The 19,053-nt window shown below is 67.0% G+C and carries 21 protein-coding genes; 14 read left to right on the top strand and 7 right to left on the bottom strand.

All coding sequences use genetic code 11. The annotated features are described in order from the left end of the window. Nucleotides 1-132: 132 nt before the first annotated feature. Both AC1M14_RS16145 and AC1M14_RS16140 read right to left on the bottom strand, forming a co-directional pair. On the bottom strand, nucleotides 133-987 hold the full coding sequence (locus AC1M14_RS16145; RefSeq protein WP_479730020.1) for a beta-keto acid cleavage family enzyme: 855 nt from the start codon (nucleotides 985-987) through the stop codon (nucleotides 133-135). Then, nucleotides 984-1,946: a 3-hydroxyacyl-CoA dehydrogenase family protein gene (locus tag AC1M14_RS16140; RefSeq protein WP_479730019.1), complete on the bottom strand. Its 963-nt coding sequence runs from the start codon at nucleotides 1,944-1,946 to the stop codon at nucleotides 984-986. The genes AC1M14_RS16145 and AC1M14_RS16140 overlap by 4 nt, the downstream gene beginning before the upstream one ends. 107 nt (nucleotides 1,947-2,053) lie before the next feature. Between AC1M14_RS16140 and AC1M14_RS16135 the strand changes: the two genes are divergently transcribed. After that, entirely contained in the window at nucleotides 2,054-2,962 is a 909-nt protein-coding gene (locus tag AC1M14_RS16135) for a LysR family transcriptional regulator (RefSeq protein ID WP_102771499.1), read from the top strand. Between the two features lie 9 nt (nucleotides 2,963-2,971). Here AC1M14_RS16135 and AC1M14_RS16130 read toward each other — a convergent pair whose 3' ends face one another. Continuing rightward, the gene (locus AC1M14_RS16130) at nucleotides 2,972-3,922 is read right to left on the bottom strand and encodes a hypothetical protein (RefSeq protein WP_479730018.1); all 951 of its coding nucleotides are present in this window, start codon (nucleotides 3,920-3,922) and stop codon (nucleotides 2,972-2,974) included. After that, nucleotides 3,915-4,697 carry a hypothetical protein gene (locus AC1M14_RS16125; RefSeq protein WP_479730017.1) on the bottom strand — a complete coding sequence of 261 codons (783 nt, stop codon included), beginning with the start codon at nucleotides 4,695-4,697 and terminating at the stop codon, nucleotides 3,915-3,917. The genes AC1M14_RS16130 and AC1M14_RS16125 overlap by 8 nt, the downstream gene beginning before the upstream one ends. Nucleotides 4,698-4,898: 201 nt before the next feature. Between AC1M14_RS16125 and AC1M14_RS16120 the strand changes: the two genes are divergently transcribed. Together AC1M14_RS16120 and AC1M14_RS16115 are read left to right on the top strand one after the other, a co-directional pair. Next, nucleotides 4,899-5,636, top strand: a complete 738-nt coding sequence (locus AC1M14_RS16120; protein WP_168202132.1) for an N-acetylmuramoyl-L-alanine amidase — start codon at nucleotides 4,899-4,901, stop codon at nucleotides 5,634-5,636. Nucleotides 5,637-5,657: 21 nt separating this feature from the next. Further along, the gene (locus tag AC1M14_RS16115; protein WP_102771495.1) at nucleotides 5,658-7,232 is read left to right on the top strand and encodes a PGAP1-like alpha/beta domain-containing protein; all 1,575 of its coding nucleotides are present in this window, start codon (nucleotides 5,658-5,660) and stop codon (nucleotides 7,230-7,232) included. A 12-nt stretch (nucleotides 7,233-7,244) separates the two neighbouring features. Here AC1M14_RS16115 and AC1M14_RS16110 read toward each other — a convergent pair whose 3' ends face one another. Continuing rightward, the gene (locus tag AC1M14_RS16110) at nucleotides 7,245-7,616 is read right to left on the bottom strand and encodes a cupin domain-containing protein (protein ID WP_102771494.1); all 372 of its coding nucleotides are present in this window, start codon (nucleotides 7,614-7,616) and stop codon (nucleotides 7,245-7,247) included. A 97-nt stretch (nucleotides 7,617-7,713) separates the two neighbouring features. Between AC1M14_RS16110 and soxR the strand changes: the two genes are divergently transcribed. From soxR to AC1M14_RS16095, 3 genes are all read left to right on the top strand, one after another. Then, nucleotides 7,714-8,187 (top strand): redox-sensitive transcriptional activator SoxR, encoded by a 474-nt coding sequence (soxR, locus tag AC1M14_RS16105; protein WP_479730016.1) that lies wholly within the window; start codon nucleotides 7,714-7,716, stop codon nucleotides 8,185-8,187. A 58-nt stretch (nucleotides 8,188-8,245) separates the two neighbouring features. Continuing rightward, entirely contained in the window at nucleotides 8,246-8,668 is a 423-nt protein-coding gene (locus tag AC1M14_RS16100; protein ID WP_479730015.1) for a DoxX family membrane protein, read from the top strand. A gap of 91 nt (nucleotides 8,669-8,759) precedes the next feature. After that, nucleotides 8,760-9,311 carry a type 1 glutamine amidotransferase domain-containing protein gene (locus AC1M14_RS16095; protein ID WP_102771493.1) on the top strand — a complete coding sequence of 184 codons (552 nt, stop codon included), beginning with the start codon at nucleotides 8,760-8,762 and terminating at the stop codon, nucleotides 9,309-9,311. Nucleotides 9,312-9,332: 21 nt separating this feature from the next. On the opposite strand, the gene AC1M14_RS16090 is transcribed toward AC1M14_RS16095, so the two are convergent. Then, entirely contained in the window at nucleotides 9,333-10,055 is a 723-nt protein-coding gene (locus AC1M14_RS16090; RefSeq protein WP_479730014.1) for an IclR family transcriptional regulator, read from the bottom strand. Nucleotides 10,056-10,201: 146 nt separating this feature from the next. Here AC1M14_RS16090 and AC1M14_RS16085 point away from each other — a divergent pair, with 146 nt between their 5' ends. The 8 genes from AC1M14_RS16085 to AC1M14_RS16050 all read left to right on the top strand — a co-directional run bounded on the left by AC1M14_RS16085 (nucleotide 10,202) and on the right by AC1M14_RS16050 (nucleotide 17,434). Continuing rightward, a complete protein-coding gene (locus AC1M14_RS16085; protein WP_479730013.1) occupies nucleotides 10,202-11,449 on the top strand; it encodes a CaiB/BaiF CoA transferase family protein in 1,248 nt (415 codons plus the stop codon). Continuing rightward, nucleotides 11,449-12,609 carry a thiolase family protein gene (locus AC1M14_RS16080; protein WP_479730012.1) on the top strand — a complete coding sequence of 387 codons (1,161 nt, stop codon included), beginning with the start codon at nucleotides 11,449-11,451 and terminating at the stop codon, nucleotides 12,607-12,609. The genes AC1M14_RS16085 and AC1M14_RS16080 overlap by 1 nt, the downstream gene beginning before the upstream one ends. Nucleotides 12,610-12,618: 9 nt before the next feature. Next, nucleotides 12,619-13,020 carry a Zn-ribbon domain-containing OB-fold protein gene (locus tag AC1M14_RS16075; protein WP_479730011.1) on the top strand — a complete coding sequence of 134 codons (402 nt, stop codon included), beginning with the start codon at nucleotides 12,619-12,621 and terminating at the stop codon, nucleotides 13,018-13,020. A gap of 30 nt (nucleotides 13,021-13,050) precedes the next feature. Continuing rightward, nucleotides 13,051-14,205, top strand: a complete 1,155-nt coding sequence (locus tag AC1M14_RS16070; RefSeq protein WP_102771488.1) for an aminotransferase class V-fold PLP-dependent enzyme — start codon at nucleotides 13,051-13,053, stop codon at nucleotides 14,203-14,205. Nucleotides 14,206-14,272: 67 nt separating this feature from the next. Further along, entirely contained in the window at nucleotides 14,273-15,175 is a 903-nt protein-coding gene (locus AC1M14_RS16065; RefSeq protein WP_102771487.1) for a transporter substrate-binding domain-containing protein, read from the top strand. Nucleotides 15,176-15,191: 16 nt separating this feature from the next. Further along, entirely contained in the window at nucleotides 15,192-15,968 is a 777-nt protein-coding gene (locus tag AC1M14_RS16060; RefSeq protein ID WP_111825405.1) for an amino acid ABC transporter permease, read from the top strand. Continuing rightward, on the top strand, nucleotides 15,965-16,657 hold the full coding sequence (locus AC1M14_RS16055) for an amino acid ABC transporter permease (RefSeq protein ID WP_479730010.1): 693 nt from the start codon (nucleotides 15,965-15,967) through the stop codon (nucleotides 16,655-16,657). Before AC1M14_RS16060 ends, AC1M14_RS16055 begins: the two co-directional genes overlap by 4 nt. A gap of 21 nt (nucleotides 16,658-16,678) precedes the next feature. Then, nucleotides 16,679-17,434, top strand: a complete 756-nt coding sequence (locus tag AC1M14_RS16050) for an amino acid ABC transporter ATP-binding protein (RefSeq protein ID WP_479730009.1) — start codon at nucleotides 16,679-16,681, stop codon at nucleotides 17,432-17,434. 13 nt (nucleotides 17,435-17,447) lie between these two features. On the opposite strand, the gene fes is transcribed toward AC1M14_RS16050, so the two are convergent. After that, complete coding sequence (fes, locus tag AC1M14_RS16045) at nucleotides 17,448-19,031, bottom strand: enterochelin esterase (protein ID WP_479730008.1); 1,584 nt, start codon at nucleotides 19,029-19,031, stop codon at nucleotides 17,448-17,450. Between the last annotated feature and the right edge of the window lie 22 nt (nucleotides 19,032-19,053).

Below are 19,053 nucleotides of genomic sequence, written 5' to 3'. Positions count from 1 at the left end.
ACCACCTCGCTACGACGTTGGGGCATTGCGTTTAACGTGCGGATGTCGCAGTTTTTAGCAGATGCCCTTGCGGGGCGTCAATGTTGCGCCGCGGCGTTGCGCGGGCGCCGGCGCGCGGCCGGCGCAGGGTATTCAGCCCAGTTGTCCGTAGATGCGGCGCGCGGCGGCCGCGTCGGCCAGCGGCCGGCCCAGCGCGTGCGCGCCTTCGGCGGCCTGCGCGACCAGCGCCGCGTTGCCGGGCGCCACGCTGCCGTCGCGCAGCTTCAGGTTGTTCTCGAAGCCCACGCGCATATGGCCGCCGAACGCCGCCGCGGTCGTGACGCAGGCGTTTTCCTCGGGACCGAAAGCGCAGACGGCCCAGGGCAGCGAATGGTCGTACGCCGACAGGAACGGCAGCAGGTCGTAAGCCGATGAAGTCTGGCCCGCGCTGTAGCGGCCCAGCACGAACAGCACCGACCAGGCGCCGGGCGGCACCAGCCCGCGCTGGCGCAGGGCCAGCCAGCGCCGCACGTCGCCTTCGTCGTACAGGATGATCTGCGTCATGATGCGGCGCTCGGCCAGCCAAGCCAGGAAGGCCGCCAGCTCCGTTTCCGGAATGTCCGGCACGGCGATTTCGCGCAGCCCGATGGAAACCGCCTCGGGCTGCAGCTCGCGCACCACGGCGATCTGTTCGGCCGCCTTGTAGACGCCGGCGGCCTCGCTGGTCACCTGCACCAGCAGCTCGTCGCCGACCGCGCGCCGCACCGCGGCCAGCGCCTCGCGGTAGGCGTCGGCGCACAGCAGATGGCTGCCGTCGGGCTTGCGCACGTGCATGTGCATCATGGCCGCGCCCGCGTCCAGGCAGGCGCGGGCCTCGCGCGCCAGGGCCTCGGCCGTCAGCGGCACGGCGGGATGGTCGGCGGCTTTCTTATAGGCGCCGTTGGGCGCCACGGTAATGATGGCGGGCGTATCGGCCAGCGCCGCGCGCGGCAGGGCGGTTGCGTTCATGGCTGGATCTCCGGCAGTTCGGGCGCCATCAGATCCAGGCCGGCGCGCAGCAGGCGGTCGTAGCGCTCGCGCTCGGCCGCGATGGTCTCGGGCGTCCAGGCGTAGAAGCCCTGGCCGGCCTTCATGCCGTGGCGGCCGTCCTGGGCGCGCTCGGTCAGGCAGCGCGCGGGCCGGTCGGCGTTGCAGAACGTCGGGTACATGGTGGCGCCGGCCGCGGCATGCACGTCGATGCCCGCGTGGTCGCGCTGCATCACCGGCCCGGCGGCCAGGAAGCGAAAGCCGAAACCGAAGCGCACCGCCGCGTCCACATCTTCCGGCGACGCGATGCCGCGGTCGATCAGGTCGAAGGCCTCGCGCGAGAGGGCGTGCTGCAGCCGGTTAGCCAGAAAGCCCGGCAGGTCCTGGGCCACCTTCACCGGCACGCTGCCGCAACGCCGCATGAAGGCGATCAGCGCGTCCGCGCAAGCGCCGTCGCTGCCCGCGCCCAGCACCACCTCGACCAGCGGCACCAGGTGAGCCGGCATGAAAAAGTGCAGGCCCAGCATGCGGCCCTGGCTCGCCAGCCCCTGGCCGATCGCGCTGATCGGAAAACTGGAACTGTTGCTGGCCAGGATGGTGTCGGGCCGCGCGCGCCGCTCCAGTTCCGCGAACAGGGCCTGCTTGATGTCCAGGCGCTCGGGGATGCACTCGATGATCAGGTCCACGCCGGACCAGTCCACCGCGTCCAGGTCCGGCGCCGTGGCCACCAGCGCCGCGTTCTGCTGGCGGCCGATGGCTTCCAGATTGGCGGCCACGCGCGCCGGCACGCCAGCGGCGCGCTCCGCGTTCGATTCGATCACCGTCGTGCGGCACGAGGCGCGGGTCAGCACCACGGCGACGTCCGCGCCCATGGTCCCGCCGCCCACCACCACCGCGTGCGCCGCGCCCGGATTGGGCAGCGCTTTCGCGTCCGTCTGCATGCATAGCTCCTTGTTTCTAGCTTGGAGCCGAGTGTAGAGAAGCCGCTTTGATTGATGAATCAGATTTTTTGGATAGAATGATCTTCAAATCAGATCAATGTAGACCCGTGCAGATCAATCTCTCGATGCGCGACATCGACACCACGCTGGTGCTGGGCCGCACGCTCAATTTCCGCCAGGCGGCGGCGCAGCTGCACCTGTCGCAGTCGGCCCTGTCCACGCAGATCCAGCGCATCGAGGACGCGTTGGGCGTGCGCCTGTTCGACCGCACCACGCGCACGGTCCGGCTCACCGCGGCCGGCGAAGTCTTCATGCAGCAGGCCGCGAGCCTGCAGGTGGCGTTTCGCGACGCCGTGGCCGCGGTCAGCGGCATCGTCAACGCCGAGCAAGGGCAGGTCTCGGTGGCCGCCTTGCCCTCGGTCGCCGCGCGCCTGCTGCCGCGGGTGCTCATGGCCTACCGCCAGGCCCACCCGCGTGTCGCCCTCAAGGTGCGCGACACGCTGTCGGGGCCGGCCTTCGACCTGGTGCGCGCCGGCGAAGTGGACTTCGCGCTGACGGCGGCCGACCCCCAGCACGCCGACCTGCACTACGAACCGCTGATGTCCGACAGCTTCCTGCTGCTGATCCCCGAGACCCATCCGCTGGCTCGCGCGCGCGGCCCGCTGCGCTGGGCCGACAGCGCCGACGCCGCCCACGTCTCCATGGTGCAGCCCAGCAGCGTGCGCCAGTACACCGAATGGGCTTTTCTGCAGAACCGCATCCGCTTCACGCCCGCGTTCGAGGCCGAACACCTGACCACCATCGTGGCCATGGTCGAATGCGGCTTCGGCGTCGCCGCGCTGCCCGAAATCGCCGCCGGCGCCGTGGCCCAGAACGGCATCGTGCAGCGCCCGCTCATCGGTCCGGTGGCGGAACGCTCAATCGGCCTGGTCACCTCGCGCAACCGCAGCCTGTCGCCCGCGGCCGCGGCGCTGGTGCGGGTGTTGAAGGATTATCTGGCGGGAGAGTGGCGGTAGCGGAATGGCTTAGCTGATGGCGCCGGGTTTTTCCTTGCTTGCAGCGCCGAAAAACTCGCCATCGAGTTTCAGCGTCGAAGAGATCCAGGCTGCAAGCGGATAGGAAAACAAGCCTATCAGCACGCCGCCGCTGAAGTCCGTGACGGTCAGCACCACGGGCGAGCCGATCCCCTGCGTCGTCTGTCCCAGCAAAAGCGCGATGGCCGACAGCAGCGCGCCGCGCAGGCCCGTCAGCGCGGTCACGAAGAGATTCCGAATCCATCGCTCGCGTACCCGGGGATTCTTGAGCAGGCGTTCCACCCAGACGAATATCGCCAGCAGCATGGCGCCGACCGCGCCGCCGATGAAGATGCTGATTTCGCTGGCCTGGACTGGAACCATAGGAAAAAATCGGAAATTCGGGGAACGTTTGCCGCTGGAAGCTTCTTTTTCGAGGGTGACATTTACCGACAGCCGAAGATTGGCGCTGAACAAGCGGTCGTACCAGGACGGGTAGATCCATCCGCCATCGGCTGGCGTCACGGGTTGAGCAACGCCTTTATCGTTGCCCTGCTGTTTTTTCACCACGGGAAATCGACAGCTTTGGCTGTATATTTCTCCAGGTTTTAGTGTTATTTCGCCGGTGCCATCGAGATCGCAGGGATCTTCCCCGTTGAAGCGGCTGTTTGCGGAGGCATCGATGGTTATGCTGGCGTTGGTAATTATCTGAAGACTGGAGCTTATGTTCTTGAATGTAAGGACTATGAGCACCGGGCTGCCAACCCGGTTCGTCGGATCGCCTGCGGCGCTGACTTCTAATGGTTGCTTCTCGATTTTTATCTCGGGCGGCTGGTTGTCGTTTTTGACTTCAGTCGGCTGCGTGTGATTCGGCTGCGAAGCGGGTTCAACGGCTTGCACCGGGCTAGAGATCAAAAAAAAGGCCATTCCGGCGAGACGCGCACATATAGATGCATTAATCATTCAAGCATCCTCCGTCTGCGGTGAGACGCCGAAGGACGGCGATCTCCCTTCCTGTCTTGGAAGAAAAGAGTTGCGATTTCATTTCGTCCACGGATGCGAGGAAATCGGAGATTGTCTTCTGGCAGATCTGTCTGTCCTTGACGGCGCATAGGTTTACGTTTGGATCGCCATCGAATTTGTCGCAGGAAGACACCGCTTGCAGCCATGCGCGGACAGCTTCATGGTCAATAATATTTGTTGGCTTTTGGGAAAGGTATTCGGCTATTTCGGCGTACTTTTTTCTCTTTACATATGCTGTGGCCATGGCTGACAGATGCTTGACAGTGGCCCGCTGTAGCGATTCAGACTTTCGGGTCTCGTCATCCGCGGCAAGGACCTGCTCTATGAATTTCTCTCTTACGGCTATCTCTTTGTCCAGATAACTGTTGGCGATGGCAACATAGCCCTCTGCCAAGCGCTTAAGGTAAGCTTGCCTGTGGAGATCGGCCACTTCAAGGAAAAAGCTGATTAGCACTTGATCGGTTAGCGAAGGTTTATCGAAATTGATACCTTCTGCCCAGCCATATCCGCACTCTGCCCCTGCGGGAGCGCGACCGCTTTTTCCCAGGTCATTGATGACATTACGCACCTGCACCAGGCTCGCGTCTCCGTCCGGACAGGCTTCTGCCATGACGGCGAACGCCCAAAAGAACGAAAGCACAGCGGCAATCATCCGGCCGCCTGGCGAAAACACACGGATGAACCTTGGTCGATCCACACACTTTGGAATCTTCATGATCGCAACTCCGGTGTGATGCTGCACGGACGTCTCGGACGGGTAGCGCGCCGTCGGATTATGCGAGCGCTTCCCGCATTTCCGCATACCCAATTTGAGGTATGGCTGAACAACGGCTGAATCGGGGAAAGTTGCCGGCAGCGCTTCCGGGCAGCGGCGATGCCGCCACTGCGGCGAGGGCGCCGGACCAGTGAGGCCATCGTGAAACCCGATCAAGAATGGAATGCCCTCGTACCGCCGGACAACAGAATAAAAACGAACAATTCCAATGCGAGAAGACCCCGGGACAAGGTTCCCACCCATATCGTCATTCACGTCACGGGAACCAAGGATTTTTCTTCGGTCCGCAGGACGTTCACCGCGCCGAAATCGGTCAGCTCGCACTATCTGGTTCACAGCGACGGCGGGCTTTTCCAGTTCGTGCCCGATGCGGGCCGCGCCTACCATTCAGGCATAGATAAAAGCACCGCGTCCTTGTACAAAAAGGGCGGCAAGGAATGGCAGAAGTACCTGAAGTACTTCTCCTGGTACAAGAATTACCCGCCGGGGTCCATTTATCTGGATGGCGATTTGAACCCCGTCTGGGACAAGACCGAGGCGGTTTTCGTTGCGCAGCCGGACGGCGGCGCCTGGGACAGTTTCCGGTACTTCAACGAGCGCTGGGCGACCGACAAGCCGGTCAATTTCGAGAACGATCCGGACCCGAACAACTACTCCATCGGCATCGAAACCCTGGGCGTCGGCTCGGTGAACGCGGACCCTTCCGTCTATCCCGATGCCATGTACGCATCGTTGCGCAAGCTGGTCGTCCTGCTTTGCGGCAAGTACGGAATCCCCAACAAAAAGGGCTTCGTCGTCGGCCATGAAGACGTCAATCCGATCGGCCGATTCGGATGGGACCCGGCGCGGGGGTTCGATTGGTCGCGCATACACGATTGACCGAGAAAAGGGAGAATCCCGATGAGCGAGAATCCGCTGGCCCCATACCATCCCATCATCTATGTGCGGGGCTTTGCCGCCATGCAAAGCGAGATCGAAGATACGGTCGCCGACCCGTACATGGGCTTCAATATCGGTTCGACCAAGTCCAGAATGGCATGGACCGGCGACGTCAAGCGCTACTACTTCGAGTCGCCGCTGGTGCGCCTGATGAGCGAGCACGGCTACCGCGACGTGTTCGAGGACGGCGAGGACATGGTCGCTTCCGAGCGGCCCGATTGCGAGATTCCGTACCGCAGCGTCGTCATCTACCGCTATTACGACGAGGCCAGCCAGGATTTCGGCACGGGCAAGACGCCTCCGATCGAGCATTTCGCGCAAGGCCTGGGCGAGCTGATACTGCGCCTGCGGGACAAGATCTGCGCCAATCCCAGGAGCGGGGTCGCCAAAGAGCACTTCCGCGTGCACCTGGTGGCGCATTCCATGGGCGGGCTGGTGTGCCGCGCCCTGTTGCAGAATCCGAAGCTGGGCAGCGCGCAGGCGCGCGCGGCGGTGGACAAGCTGTTCACCTACGCCACGCCGCACAACGGCATCGATATGCGCATCGTGCGCAACGTGCCCGGCTGGCTGTCGTTCGGCGACGCCAACAATTTCAATCGGGACCGCATGGCCGACTACCTGGGCCTGTCGTCGAGCGAGGACGTCGCGGTGGTGAAGAATTTCCCGCCCGAGCGCATCTTCAACCTGGTGGGCACCAATCCGCGCGACTATACGGTGGCCGCGGGGCTTTCCGCCTGGGGGGCGGGCGACGCGAGCGATGGCCTGGTCCGCATCGACAACGCCACCACGCACGGTCCCGGCGCGGACGGCAAGGACGTGAGTTCGCCGCGCGCCTTCGTGCACCGCAGCCACTCGGGCCACTATGGCATCGTGAATTCCGAGGAGGGTTACCAGAATCTGACGCGATTCCTGTTCGGCGCGCTGCGGGTCGACGGCATACTCGATGTCGACGACATCACGCTGCCGGCCGAAGTGCAGAAGGAGTTCGATGCGGGCAAGGAGGTGCAGGCTTCCTATCAGTTCGAGGTCACCGTGAGCGTGCGCGGCTGCCAATGGCAGATGACCCGCCGCGAGGTGCGGGAATGTTCCGCGATATTCCGCACCTACGATGAGCTGTTCCCGGGCAAGAAAGGCACCATGCGTCCGCCGGACCGCGCCAGGAGCCCTTATCTGTTCTCGGTATTCCTCGATCCGTCCAAGAGCGTGAAGGCGTCGAAATCGGTGAGCTTCGCGTTCGACATCAAGGTGCTGGTTCCCGACTACAGCGTCGACGGCCTGCTTTTCATGAAGCGCCACTACGAAGGCGGCTACATCATGCGCGAGCTGATCCTGGTGGAAGCGTTTCCCGATGCGGCGGCGCTCGGGGGATGGCGCATCAAGTACGGCTATCAGGACGACAACCCCGGCAAGGCGACGCTAAGCGTCGAAACCCACGCGCTTGGCGACGGCACCGGCTTCGGTTTTGAGCTTGCCATCGCGCAGAAGACCCGCCCCGGCCTGAAAGGCACGTTGCGGATCGAAGCCCGGCCGGTATAGCCGGAAAAGAGCCTAGCCGTCCTCGTCGTCCCTGGGCTGCCAGGCGCCCGGCGGATGGTGCGCCAGCGTCAGCAGCGCGACCGTGGGCGCCTGCGCGTGCAGGCTGTGGGGTTCGTTGCCCTGCAACATCACCAGCTGTCCCTCGGCCAGCGTGCACTGGCGTTGCGGGGTTTCGACATCGACCCGCCCGACGAGGCACTGCAGCGTCAATACGCCCGGCACCTGGTGCCAGGGGAGCCGGTGCCCCGCCGGCAGCACCAGGCGGATCAGTTGCAGCTCTTTCGTGCGCAGCAGGCTGACGCTGGCCGGCGGGTCCGGCTCCAGGGACGGCCGCGGATGGAACAGGTCTATGACTTCCAAGGGCGTTGCGTGCTTGAGCGCCATGAGCGTCTCCGGTGTGGTGTGCGTGCACCTGATGATTGTATGTCCCGCTGCGATGCCCGACTTCAAGTATGGTTCGGGTTCTTCATTCGGGAGGCCCATGATCGATCCGTCCAAAACCTTGTCCGTCGGGGAGGTGGCCCGGCGCAGCGGCGTTTCCGCCGCCACGGTGCGCTTCTATGAGGAACTGGGGCTGATCGCATCGTCGCGCACCCAGGGCAACCAGCGGCGCTACACCAGGGAGGTGCTGCGCCACATCGCCATCATCAAGGTCGCCCAGCGCGTCGGCATTCCGCTGGAAGTCATCAAGCGGCACCTGGACAAGGTCCCGCGGGGGCGTCCCGTGACCGCCCCGGAATGGAGCGAAATGACGGCGGCATGGCGGCGCGAACTGGACGAACGCATCGAGCGCCTGATCCGCCTGCGCGACGAGCTGTCGAGCTGCATAGGTTGCGGCTGCCTGTCGCTGCAGGACTGCCCGTTGCGCAACCCCGGCGACGCCCTGGGCGTCGACGGCGCCGGCCCGCGCATCCTGGAGCGCGGCCTGTCGTCAGCATCGGAAGAGGATGCTTGACTTCAAGTTAACTTGAAGTCTTAGGCTGCGCGATTTGCCTACTTCTGGAGCAAACCGCATGCGCAACATCGTCGATTCCATCCTGGCCAGCCGCGGATTCTGGCTGCTCGCCCGCATCCTGCTGGCGGTGGTGTTCGTTTCTTCCGGCCTGGCCAAGCTGCTGGACTTCGAGGGCGGCATGGCGGAAATGCGCAAGGCCGGCCTGGCTCCGGAAGCCTTGTTCAACGCCGCGACCATCGCGCTGCTGCTGGGCGGCTCCGCGCTACTGTTGCTGGACCGGGCGCTGTGGCTGGGCGTCGCCGCGCTGGCCGTATTCCTGGCGCTCACCATCGCCATCGTGCATCGTTTCTGGGCGCTGCCCGAGCCGCAGGCCATGCTGGCGCTGTACGTGGCGCTGGAACATGTCTCGGTGATCGGCGGCCTGTTCGCGGCCGCCGTGGCCAGCCATCTGCGCACGCGGCTGCGGGCCGCCCGCGCCTGACCGGCGGCATGCCGCTTGCTGCCTGATTGCCGCGGCGCGCGCGGCCCGGCGCGCCGCGCAGCCTCTGCCGGGCCGCGAACCAGGAGCAATCATGGCGACACTCAAAGACCTGACCATCGCAATACTGGCCGTCGACGGCTTCGAACAGGTAGAACTGACCGGTCCGCGCGACCGCCTCCACGAGCAGGGCGCGCGCACCGTGCTGGTCTCGGCCCGCACCGACCCCATCCAGGGCGTGCACCACCAGAAGCCCGGCGACCGCTTTCCCGTGGACCTGACTTTCGCGCAGGCCGCGTCGGAGCCGGAAGTCTTCGACGGCCTCTTGCTGCCGGGCGGCGTGTTCAACGCCGACGACATCCGCATGCAGCCCAAGGCGCAGGAGCTGGCCCGGGCGCTGCTGGAGGCCGGCAAGCCCGTGGCCGTCATCTGCCACGGCCCCTGGCTGCTGGTGTCCGCCGGCCTGGTGCGGGGCCGCAGGATGACGAGCTGGCCTTCGTTGCAGGACGACCTGCGCAACGCCGGCGCCGAATGGGTGGACCAGGAAGTCGTGATCGACGCAAACCTGATATCGAGCCGCAAGCCCGACGATATTCCCGCGTTCAGCCGGGCGTTCATCGAGGCGCTGGAGCAGGGGCGCGGCTGAACGCCGCCCCATGCCGCGCCGCTACTGCGCGGCTGCAATGGCCGCGGCGATTTCGGCGGCCGCGGCTTCCATGGGCTGGCGGAACCCGGCCAGCGCGTCGTAGGCCACGCGCGCGCTGGGCACGGAAATGCCCAGGCCGGCGATCAGCTTGCCCTGGGCGTCGCGCACCGGCACGGCGCAGCCGACCACGCCGGCCATGACTTCCTCGTTGCTTGCCGCCCATTGTTCCTTGCGCACTTTGTGGATCACCTTGCGCAGCACGTCCACCGACACGATGGTGTTGGGCGCGCGCGGCTCCAGCACGGCGTGCGCCAGCCACCATTCGAACCGGTCAGCCGGCATCTCCGACAGGAACAGTTTGCCTATGGACGTGCAGTACAGCGGCGAGCGGCGGCCGTGCTCGAAGTGCAGGCCCTGCGAACGGGTGGCGTAGGCGGCGTCCACATACACCACGTCGTCGTCCACGCGCTGCCCGATCTGGCAGTGCTCGCCGATGCGGTTCGACAGCGCGACCAGGATCTGGTGGCTCTGGTCGGCGCGCATGGCGGCCGAGACGGCGGCCATCCCCAGGTTGACCAGCGCGGCCCCGACCATGAGCTTCTTGGTGCCGAGCACGCGCTTGAGCAGCTGCCGCTCTTCCAGTTGCGCGACCAGCCGGTGCACGGTGGGCACGGGCAGGCCGCAGGCCGCGGCCACGTCGGTCATGGTGATGGGGCGTTCGGCATGCGCCACCACGTCGAGCACATGCAGCAGCCGGTCTAGGGGTTGATCCCTAGGGACAGGTGGTGAATCGCTGACCATAATGAATCCAATTAGTGAAAGAAAAACTTCCAATATTTGGAAGTTTATCACGGAGCGGATTTTCTTTCCAAGCGAGAGCGGAACCCACCATGTCGACTTTCTCCGAGACCGTAGCCGGCGCCGACCCTGAGGCGCAGGCCACCCGCAAGGGCCCCCTGGCGGGACTGCGCGTGATCGATGCGGGCAATATGATCGCCGGGCCGCTGGCGGCCACGCAGATGGCCGATTTCGGCGCCGACGTCATCAAGCTGGAGCTGCCCGGCTCCGGCGACTCGATGCGCCACTGGACGCCGATGAAGGACGGGCTGTCGCTATGGTGGAAGGTCATCGCCCGCAACAAGCGGCTGATCACGCTGACCCTGTCGAATCCGCGCGGCCAGGAGCTGTTCCGGGAGCTGGTGCGCGAGGCCGACGTGCTGATCGAGAACTACCGCCCCGGCACGTTCGAGCGCTGGGGACTCGGTTACGAGGAGCTGGCGCGCATCAATCCGCGCCTGGTGATGGTGCGGGTCTCGGGCTTCGGCCAGACCGGCCCTTACGCCCGGCGCGGCGGCTACGGCACGATCGCGGAGGCGTTTTCCGGCATTCCGTCCTTCACCGGCGCGCCGGACCGCCCGCCCACGCTGCCGGGCTTTCCCATGGCCGATTCGGTGGCCTCCACCTTCGCGGCCATGGCGGCCATGTTCGCGGTGTACAACCGCGACCACGGCAACGGCCGCGGGCAGGAGATCGACGTCAGCCTGTATGAGCCGCTGTTCCGCCTGGTCGAGTCTCAGGTGATCGGTTTCGACCAGCTGGGCATCGTCAAGCAGCGCCTGGGCAACCGCCTGGCCGAGGATTCGCCGCGCAATACCTATCAGACGGCCGACGGGCGCTGGGTGGGCATCTCGGCCAGTTCGCAGCGCACGTTCGAGCGGCTGGCCCAGGCGCTGGGCATGCCCGAGCTCATCACCGATCCCCGATTCGCCGACAACGCCAGGCGCTGCGAGCACGACACGGCGCTGGACGAGATCATCGCCGGCTGGTTCCGCGAGCGCGACTGCGCGTCGATCATGGCCTTGTTCGAGCAGGCCGAGGTGGTGGCCGGGCCGGTGCTGGACATCAGCGACATCGTGCGCGATCCGCACTACCAGGCGCGCCAGAACATCGTGGCGGTGCGCGACGACGATTTCGGCGAGGTGCGCATGCAGGGCGTGGTGCCGCGCTTTCTGGAAACCCCGGGCGAGGTGCGCCATTCCGGCCGCGCCCTGGGCGCCGACAACCGCGAAATCTACCAGGGCATGCTGGGCCTGTCGCAGCAGGAATTCGACGCGCTGAGCGCGCAGGGGGTGATCTGATGGCCGGGATGTTCGAGGGAGTGCGCATCGTGGGCGCGGGGCAGGCGCCTTACGCCAAGCGTTCGGAGCGCGGCGTGCAGCGCCTGATGTACGAGGCGGGCGCGGCGGCGCTGGCCGACGCCGGCCTGCCGTGGAGCGCCGTGGACGGGCTGGCCGTCACCTGCTTTCTGCTGCCGCCGGACAACGCGCCCACCGTGGCCGAGCACCTGGGGATCGAGGCGCGGTTCCTGTTCCAGGGACTGTACGGCGGCGCCTCGGGCATCATCGGCATGGCCCACGCGGCGCGCGCCATCCGCGACGGCGCCTGCGACGTGGCGCTGGTGCTGGCCGCCGACGCCTTCGACGTGGCCGCGCACAACGAGACCCTGGACCACTTCAACGGCTCCATCAAGGAGTACATGTCGCCGCAGGGCTTCGGCGGGGCCAACGGCATGTTCGCGCTGCACACGCGCCTGTACATGGAACGGCACGGCGCCACGCGCGAGGATTTCGGCCGCTTCTGCGTGGCCCTGCGCGAGAACGCGCTGCGCAATCCCAACGCCTTGTTCAAGATGCCGCTGAGCATGGACGACTACCTCAACGCCAAGCCCATCGCCGATCCGCTGCGCCTGTACGACTGCGTCATGCCCTGCGTGGGAGGCGACGCCATCGTGCTGGCCTCGGAACGCGTGGCCGCCGGCCTGAAAGGGCCGTCGCTGCGCATCCTGGCGGCCGAGGAGATCCACAACTATCCGGCCAACGATCCCTATTCGGTGCCGGGCGGCTGGGCGGGCCTGGCCGACCGGCTCTACGGCCGCGCGGGCAGGGACCCGGCGCAGATGCAGTTCGCCCAGCTTTACGACGACTACCCGGTGATGGCCTTCGTGCAGATGGAAGGACTGGGCCTGTGCGAGCCGGGCCGGGCCCACGAATACGTGCGCCATAACGACCTGAGCTGGCGCGGCGCGCTGCCGGTGAACACCGGCGGCGGCCAGCTGTCGGCAGGGCAGGCCGGCGCCAGCGGCGGCATGATCGGCGTGTACGAGGCCGCCGCCCAGTTGCTGGGCCGCGCCGAAGGCCGGCAGCTGGACTGCCGGCTGGGCCTGGTCTCCGGCTACGGCATGGTGGCGTATGGCCGCGGCCTGTGTTCCAGCGCCGCCATTCTCGAACGCGTGCACTGAGGAGTCCACATGCTCAAGCCCCAACCACGGATCAACGCCTTGAACCAGCCCTTCTGGCAGGGGTGCAACGAGGGCCGGCTGATGATCCAGTATTGCGGCGCCTGCCAGCGCCACGTCTTCTATCCCCGGGTGTGCTGCCCGTTCTGCCGCGCCGACGGCCTGCAATGGGTGGCCGCGAGCGGACGCGGCAAGGTGATTTCGCATACGACCGTGCGGCGCACCCATCACGACGGCTTCAATCCCGAGGCGCCCTATGTCTTCGCCGCCGTCGAACTGGAGGAGGGGCCGTGCCTGTATGGGCAACTGCCCGGCGCGCCGAGCGATGGCGCGTCGCTGATCGGCCGGCCGGTACGGGCAGCCTTCGTCGAGCACGGGCCGGGCCAGAAGATCGCGGCCTTCCGCCTGGCTTGAGTCCCCGCCATTTTTTTCGGTAGACACGCCATGTCCGACTTTCATGCCAGCACCGAAGTGCGCCGGGATTTTCCCGTCAGCGCCCGGATGCTTTACCTGGACACCGCGCACCAGTCGCCCCTGGCCGCCAGCGTGCGCCGGGCGCTCGAGCGCTTCTACCAGGAGGCCAGCGAGTCCGGCGGGCCCAAGCCGGTGTGGCTGGAAAGGGTGGAGCGGGTGCGCGCCCGCGTCGCGGCCTTCCTGGGCGCACAGGCGCGCGAGCTGGCCTTCACCAAGAACACCTCGGAAGGCCTGAACATCGCGGCCAACGCCATCGACTTCGCGCCGGGCGACAACGTCGTGCTGATCGAGGGCGACCATCCCAACAACGCCTACGCCTGGCTCAACCTGAAGCGGCGCGGCGTGGAAGTGCGTTTCGTCCGGCTGCCGGGCGGCGTGGCCGACGCGGCGCTGTTCGCACCCCGCGTGGATGCGCGCACCCGGGCCATTTCGCTGTCGCACGTGACTTTCCATGCCGGCCAGCGCCACGACGTCGCCGACATCGGCCGGCTGTGCCGGCAGCGCGGGATCTATCTGGTGGTCGACGCCATGCAGTCGGTGGGCGTGCTGCCCATAGACGTCAAGGCGATGGGCATCTCCATGCTGGCGGCGGGCTGCCACAAGGGGCTGCTGGTGCCGCAGGGGCTGGGCCTGTTGTACGTCGATGCGGCGCTGACGGAGCTGCAGCCGGTGTACCTGGCCACGGCGGGGCTGGCGCGTCCGCCCGCCGACCTGATCGCCAATCCCGACGACCTGGCGCTGCGCGAGGACGCCGGCCGCTTCGAGATCGGCAATTACAACCTGCCCGACATCCACGCGCTGGACGCCGCGCTGGACCTGATCGAAAGCGTGGGCGTCGCCGCCATCGAGCGCCACGTGCTGGCGCTGGGCGACCGGCTGATCGAACGCATGGACGCGCTGGGCGTGGGCCTGGTCGGGCCGCGCGAGCGCGCGCGCCGCGCCCATATCTACGTGCTGGACCTGCCGCCCGGCGAATGGATCGGTTTCCTGGCGCAGCAGGGCGTGCGCGTTTCGCCGGAGCGCGACGGCGTGCGCGTGTCTTTCGGCCTGTTCAATACCCCGGAGGACGTGGACCGCGTCGCCGGGATCATCGCCGCCGGCTTGCAGGCGCCCGTATCGGCCTGAGGAAGAGGTGTCGCCTGCGACGTTAATCGCCCGGTCCCGAGGCCGGGCCTGAATCAAGGGGCATGTCATGCAAAAAAGCACATTCTTTCGCTATGCCGCGGCCTGCGCGCTGACGCTGGCGGCGTCCTCGGCCTGGGCCCAGGCGCAGGGGCCCACCCTGCAGAAGATCAAGGAGACCGGCGCGGTGACGCTGGGGTACCGCGAGTCCTCGGTGCCGTTCTCCTTCCTGGACGCGCAGCAAAAGCCGGTGGGCTTTTCGCTGGACCTGTGCGCCGCCATCGTCGATCGCATCAAGCAGCAGCTCGGCATGCCCGACCTGGCGGTCAAGCAGGTGGCGGTGAACTCCTCCAACCGCATCCCGCTGGTGGTCAACGGGACCGTGGATATCGAATGCGGCGGCACGGCCAACAACCTGGCGCGCCAGAAGCAGGTGTCGTTTTCGGTGGCCACGTTCGCGAGCCAGCCGCGCTGGCTGGTGCGCACCGAATCGGGCATGAAGCGGCCGGCCGACCTCAAGGGCAAGACGGTGGTGGTGACCCAGGGTTCGAACGCCGTGGGCTTCGTGCGGGCCGCCAATGACAAGGACAAGCTGGGCGTGAACGTCATCCAGGCCAAGGACCACGGCGAATCCATGCTGACCCTGAGCAACGGGCGCGCGGCCGCCTTCCTGGAGGACGACATCCTGCTGGCCGGCGAGCGCGCCAATTCCCGCGATCCGGCGGCCTTCACCTTCCTGGAGGGCGGCTACCAGCCCGGCTATTACGGCCTGATGTTCAAGAAGGACGACGCGCCGTTCAAGGCCCTGGTCGACGGCGTGCTGACGGGGATGATGAAGGACGGCTCGTTCGAGCAGGCCTACCGCAAATGGTTCGAGTCGCCGATTCCGCCGCGCAACGTCAATCTGAACTTCCCGGTTCCGGAGCGGCTGCGCGAACGCATCGCCTCGCCCAGCGACAAGGTCGATTTCTGATCGCGGCGGGGCGGCCATGTTCAGCGTGCTATTCGAGGAAGTGCCGGAAGGCGGCGAACGCTATCTGGATTGGCTGATGAGCGGCCTGGGCTGGACGCTGTTCCTGGCCCTGGCAGGCTGGGCCGTCGCGTTCGCGCTGGGCGTGGCGGTCGGCTGCGCGCGCACCACGCGCCGGCCGCTGCTGGCGGCGCTGGCGCGGATCTACGTGGAGGTCTTTCGCAACATTCCCGTGATCGTGCAGATGTTCGTCTGGTACTTCGTCATGCCCGAGCTGCTGCCGCGCGCCTGGGGCGACGCGGTCAAGGCCATACCGCCGCCGTGGGGCAGCGTCATCCCGGCCCTGCTGGGGCTGGCGCTGTACACGGCGGCGCGGGTGGCCGAACAGGTCAAGGCCGGGATCGAGGCGCTGCCGCCGGGCCAGCGCAAGGCCGCCGAAGCGCTGGGCATGCGCGGCCTGCAGATCTACCGGCTGGTGCTGCTGCCGCAGGCGCTGCGCATCATCATGCCCACGCTGACCAGCGAGGTCATGGGCATATTCAAGAACAGTTCCGTGGCGCTGACCATAGGCGTGCTGGAGCTGACCGCGCAGGCGCGCCAGATCAACGAGTTCACCTTCCAGACCTTCCAGGCCTTCGGCGCGGCGACGCTGCTGTACCTGCTGCTGGCCTGCCTGGTGTACGCCTGCATGCGGCTGATCGAACGCCGCCTGCGCATTCCAGGCCAGCAGCCCGATCCGGCGCCGCGCAGCCGCCTGCGCTGGCGCAAATCGCTTAAGGAGGTGTCGACGCCATGAACAGCATCGACTTCGGCGCCATCGAGCGCGCGGCGCCTTATCTGCTCGAAGGGCTGGGCTTTTCGCTGCAGCTGACCGCCAGCAGTTTCGTCGGCGGGCTGGTGCTGGGCGTGGCGCTGGCCCTGGTGCGGCACTTGCAGGTGCCCGTGCTCGCGCCCCTGGCCACGGCCTACGTCACGCTGATGCGCGCCATCCCGCTCATCATGGTGCTGTTCTGGTTTTTCTTCCTGGTGCCCATGGTGCTGATGTGGATGACCGGCGCGCCGCGCCCCGTGCCGGTGGGGCCGGTGTATACCGCCTTCATCACCTTCGCGCTGTTCGAGGCGGCCTATTACGCCGAGATCATCCGGGCGGGCCTGAACGCCGTCCCGAAAGGGCAGTACGAGGCCTGCCGGGCGCTGTCCATGTCCACGGCCAAGACCTACTGGCTGGTGGTGCTGCCGCAGGTGCTGCGCTCGGTCAGCCCCATCCTGCTGACCCAGACCATCATCCTGTTCCAGGACACCTCGCTGGTCTACGTGCTTTCGATCACCGACATGCTGGGCGCGGCCTCGAAGATCGCGCAGCGCGACGCCAGCCTGGTCGAAATGTACCTGACCGTCGCCGCGACCTATCTCGTGATTTCCGTACTGGCCTCGCAGGCCGTCGCCTACCTGCGCAAACGCAATGCCGTGGCCGTCCACGCCTGAGCGCCGCGCCCCGACTGGAGAATGACCATGATTGCGATCGACGCCACGCCTGCCGTCCAGCTGCGCAGGCTGAACAAGCACTACGGCGCGTTCCACGTGCTGAAGGACATAGACCTGGAGGTGGCGCAGGGCGAGCGCGTCATCGTCTGCGGGCCGTCGGGTTCAGGCAAGTCCACCATGATCCGCTGCGTCAACGGGCTGGAGAGCTATACGGACGGCGAGGTGCTGGTGCTGGGGCACGCCCTGGCCCACGGCGGCGCGGCGCTGACCCGCGCGCGCCAGGAGGTGGGCATGGTGTTCCAGAGCTTCAACCTGTTTCCCCACCTGACCGTGCTGGAGAACTGCATGCTGGCGCCGGTGCATTGCCAGGCCGTGTCGCGGGCCGAGGCGCGCGAGCTGGCCTCGCATTACCTGGACCGCGTGCACATCGCGGACCAGGCCGGCAAGTACCCCGGCCAGTTGTCCGGCGGGCAGCAGCAGCGCGTGGCCATCGCGCGCGCCCTGTGCATGCGCCCCAAGGTCATGCTGTTCGACGAGCCCACTTCCGCGCTGGACCCGGAGATGGTCAAGGAGGTGCTGGACACCATGCTGGCGCTGGCGGCCGACGGCATGACCATGATCTGCGTGACCCACGAAATGGGCTTCGCCCGCCAGGTCGCCGACCGCGTGGTGTTCATGGACCAGGGCCAGGTGATCGAGCAGGGCTGCCCGGGCCAGATCTTCGACGCCCCGGTCCACGACCGCACGCGGCGTTTCCTGGAGCAGGTGGTGCATTGAGGCAGCGCGGCGCCTATTTGCCGGTCCCGATCAGCGCCAGCAGCCCGTCGGACAAGGTGCCGCGCCAGACCAGGTAGTCGTGGCCGCCGGCCACCTCGCGGTGTTCGACCCAATAGCCCTTGGCGCGCAGCACGTCGCGCAGATGGCGGTTGGTTTCGAGTATGCCCGGCTGGCTGCCGCGCCCGGATTCGAACAGGCCCGCTCCCAGGAAGAAGCGCACCGGCAGCTTGCGCACGGCGGCGAACTGGCGCGTCAGCCACTGGTCCTCTTCGCCGGCCGGCGACCACCAGTACGAGCCCGATTGGCTGAGCACGTTGCCGAACACGTCGGGATGGCGCAGCGCGGCGTAGGCCGAGGCCAGGCCGCCATAGCTCGATCCGCCGACGATGGTGCGCGCCGCCGGCGCGCCCAGGCCTTGCTTGCGCGCCCACGGCATGAGCTCGCGCGCCAGGAAGTCGGCGAACGCCGGGTTGGGCGGTAGTTCCTGGCTGCGCGAATCGGCCGTGGGATTGTCGATGAGCAGGGCCGCGGTCGGGGGGATGACGCCGGCGGCGATCATGTTGTCCAGTATGGTCGGCGTGGGCACCCGGCCCAGGTAGGCGCCGGCGTCGAACAGCACCAGCACGTGGTTTTGCGCGGCCTCAGGCTGCCAGCCCGCCGGACGGTACAGGTGGATCTTGCGCGTGTTGCCCAGGATGGCGCTGTGCAATTCCCGGGTTTCCACCGTGCCGGCCGGCACGTCCGCGCGCGCCTCGACCCAGGGCTGCGCCGGGGCGTCGGCCAATTCCAGAACCGAGTAGGTCTGGAACGGGTCGATGCCGCGCCGGGGATAGGCGCGGGGATTGTACGGGTCGGCTTGCGCGGTCGCCAGGATGGCGCGCCGGCGCGCCATGCCGGAGCCAGGCAGTTCCGGCACGTCGGGCGCCAGGCGGTAGGACAGCCGCGTGGAGCGGGGCACGACGAAGCTGACGTACCAGACGTCGGAGTCGCCCAGCCGGGTCAGCTGCGCATGGTCCGAAGAGGGGCCGCCGAACAGGCGGACATTGCGTTCGGCGCCGCGCCACAGGAACGTGACGCGGTCGCGCGAGGCGTCCACCGGCTCGACCAGCGGGGCGCCGGTCTGCGCCACCTCGTCCCAGAAGGACGCCGTGGCGCCGCCCGAAGCCAGCGTCTGCGCCAGGGCGGCCAGGCGCGGGCTGTCTATCTTCGCGGCGGGCGCATGCTGCGCCGACAGCGGCAGGCGTTCGGTGACCGTCCACCGGTACGCGCCGCGCCCCTGGGCCCGCACCGTAAAGGCGCCGTCGGCCGGCGCCACCAGCATCAGCGTGCCGGCGGGTTTTTCATGGTCGCTCAGCCGGCGCACGTGGCGGCCGGCGGCGTCCAGCAGGTCCAGCGTCACGCCGCTGTCGGCGGCCCAGGTTCCGGCCAGGAACTCGCCTTTCTGCATGGAGATCCGTTCGTCGGAATAGGCCTGCGGCGTGACTGTGCCCTGAGCGGATTGCGCGGCGGCGACTTGCGGCGCCGCGGCCGCCAATGCGCCCGCGAGCGCCGCCGCCGATGCGCGTGCGCGCCATTCCAAACCTTTTTGTTTATGCATGTCCATCCATTTCATCGGCATG

This window comes from Achromobacter sp. SX5, assembly GCF_056711425.1.
The sequence above is the reverse complement of the archived record's forward strand: the minus strand, read 5'-3'. Positions and strand labels throughout refer to the sequence as shown.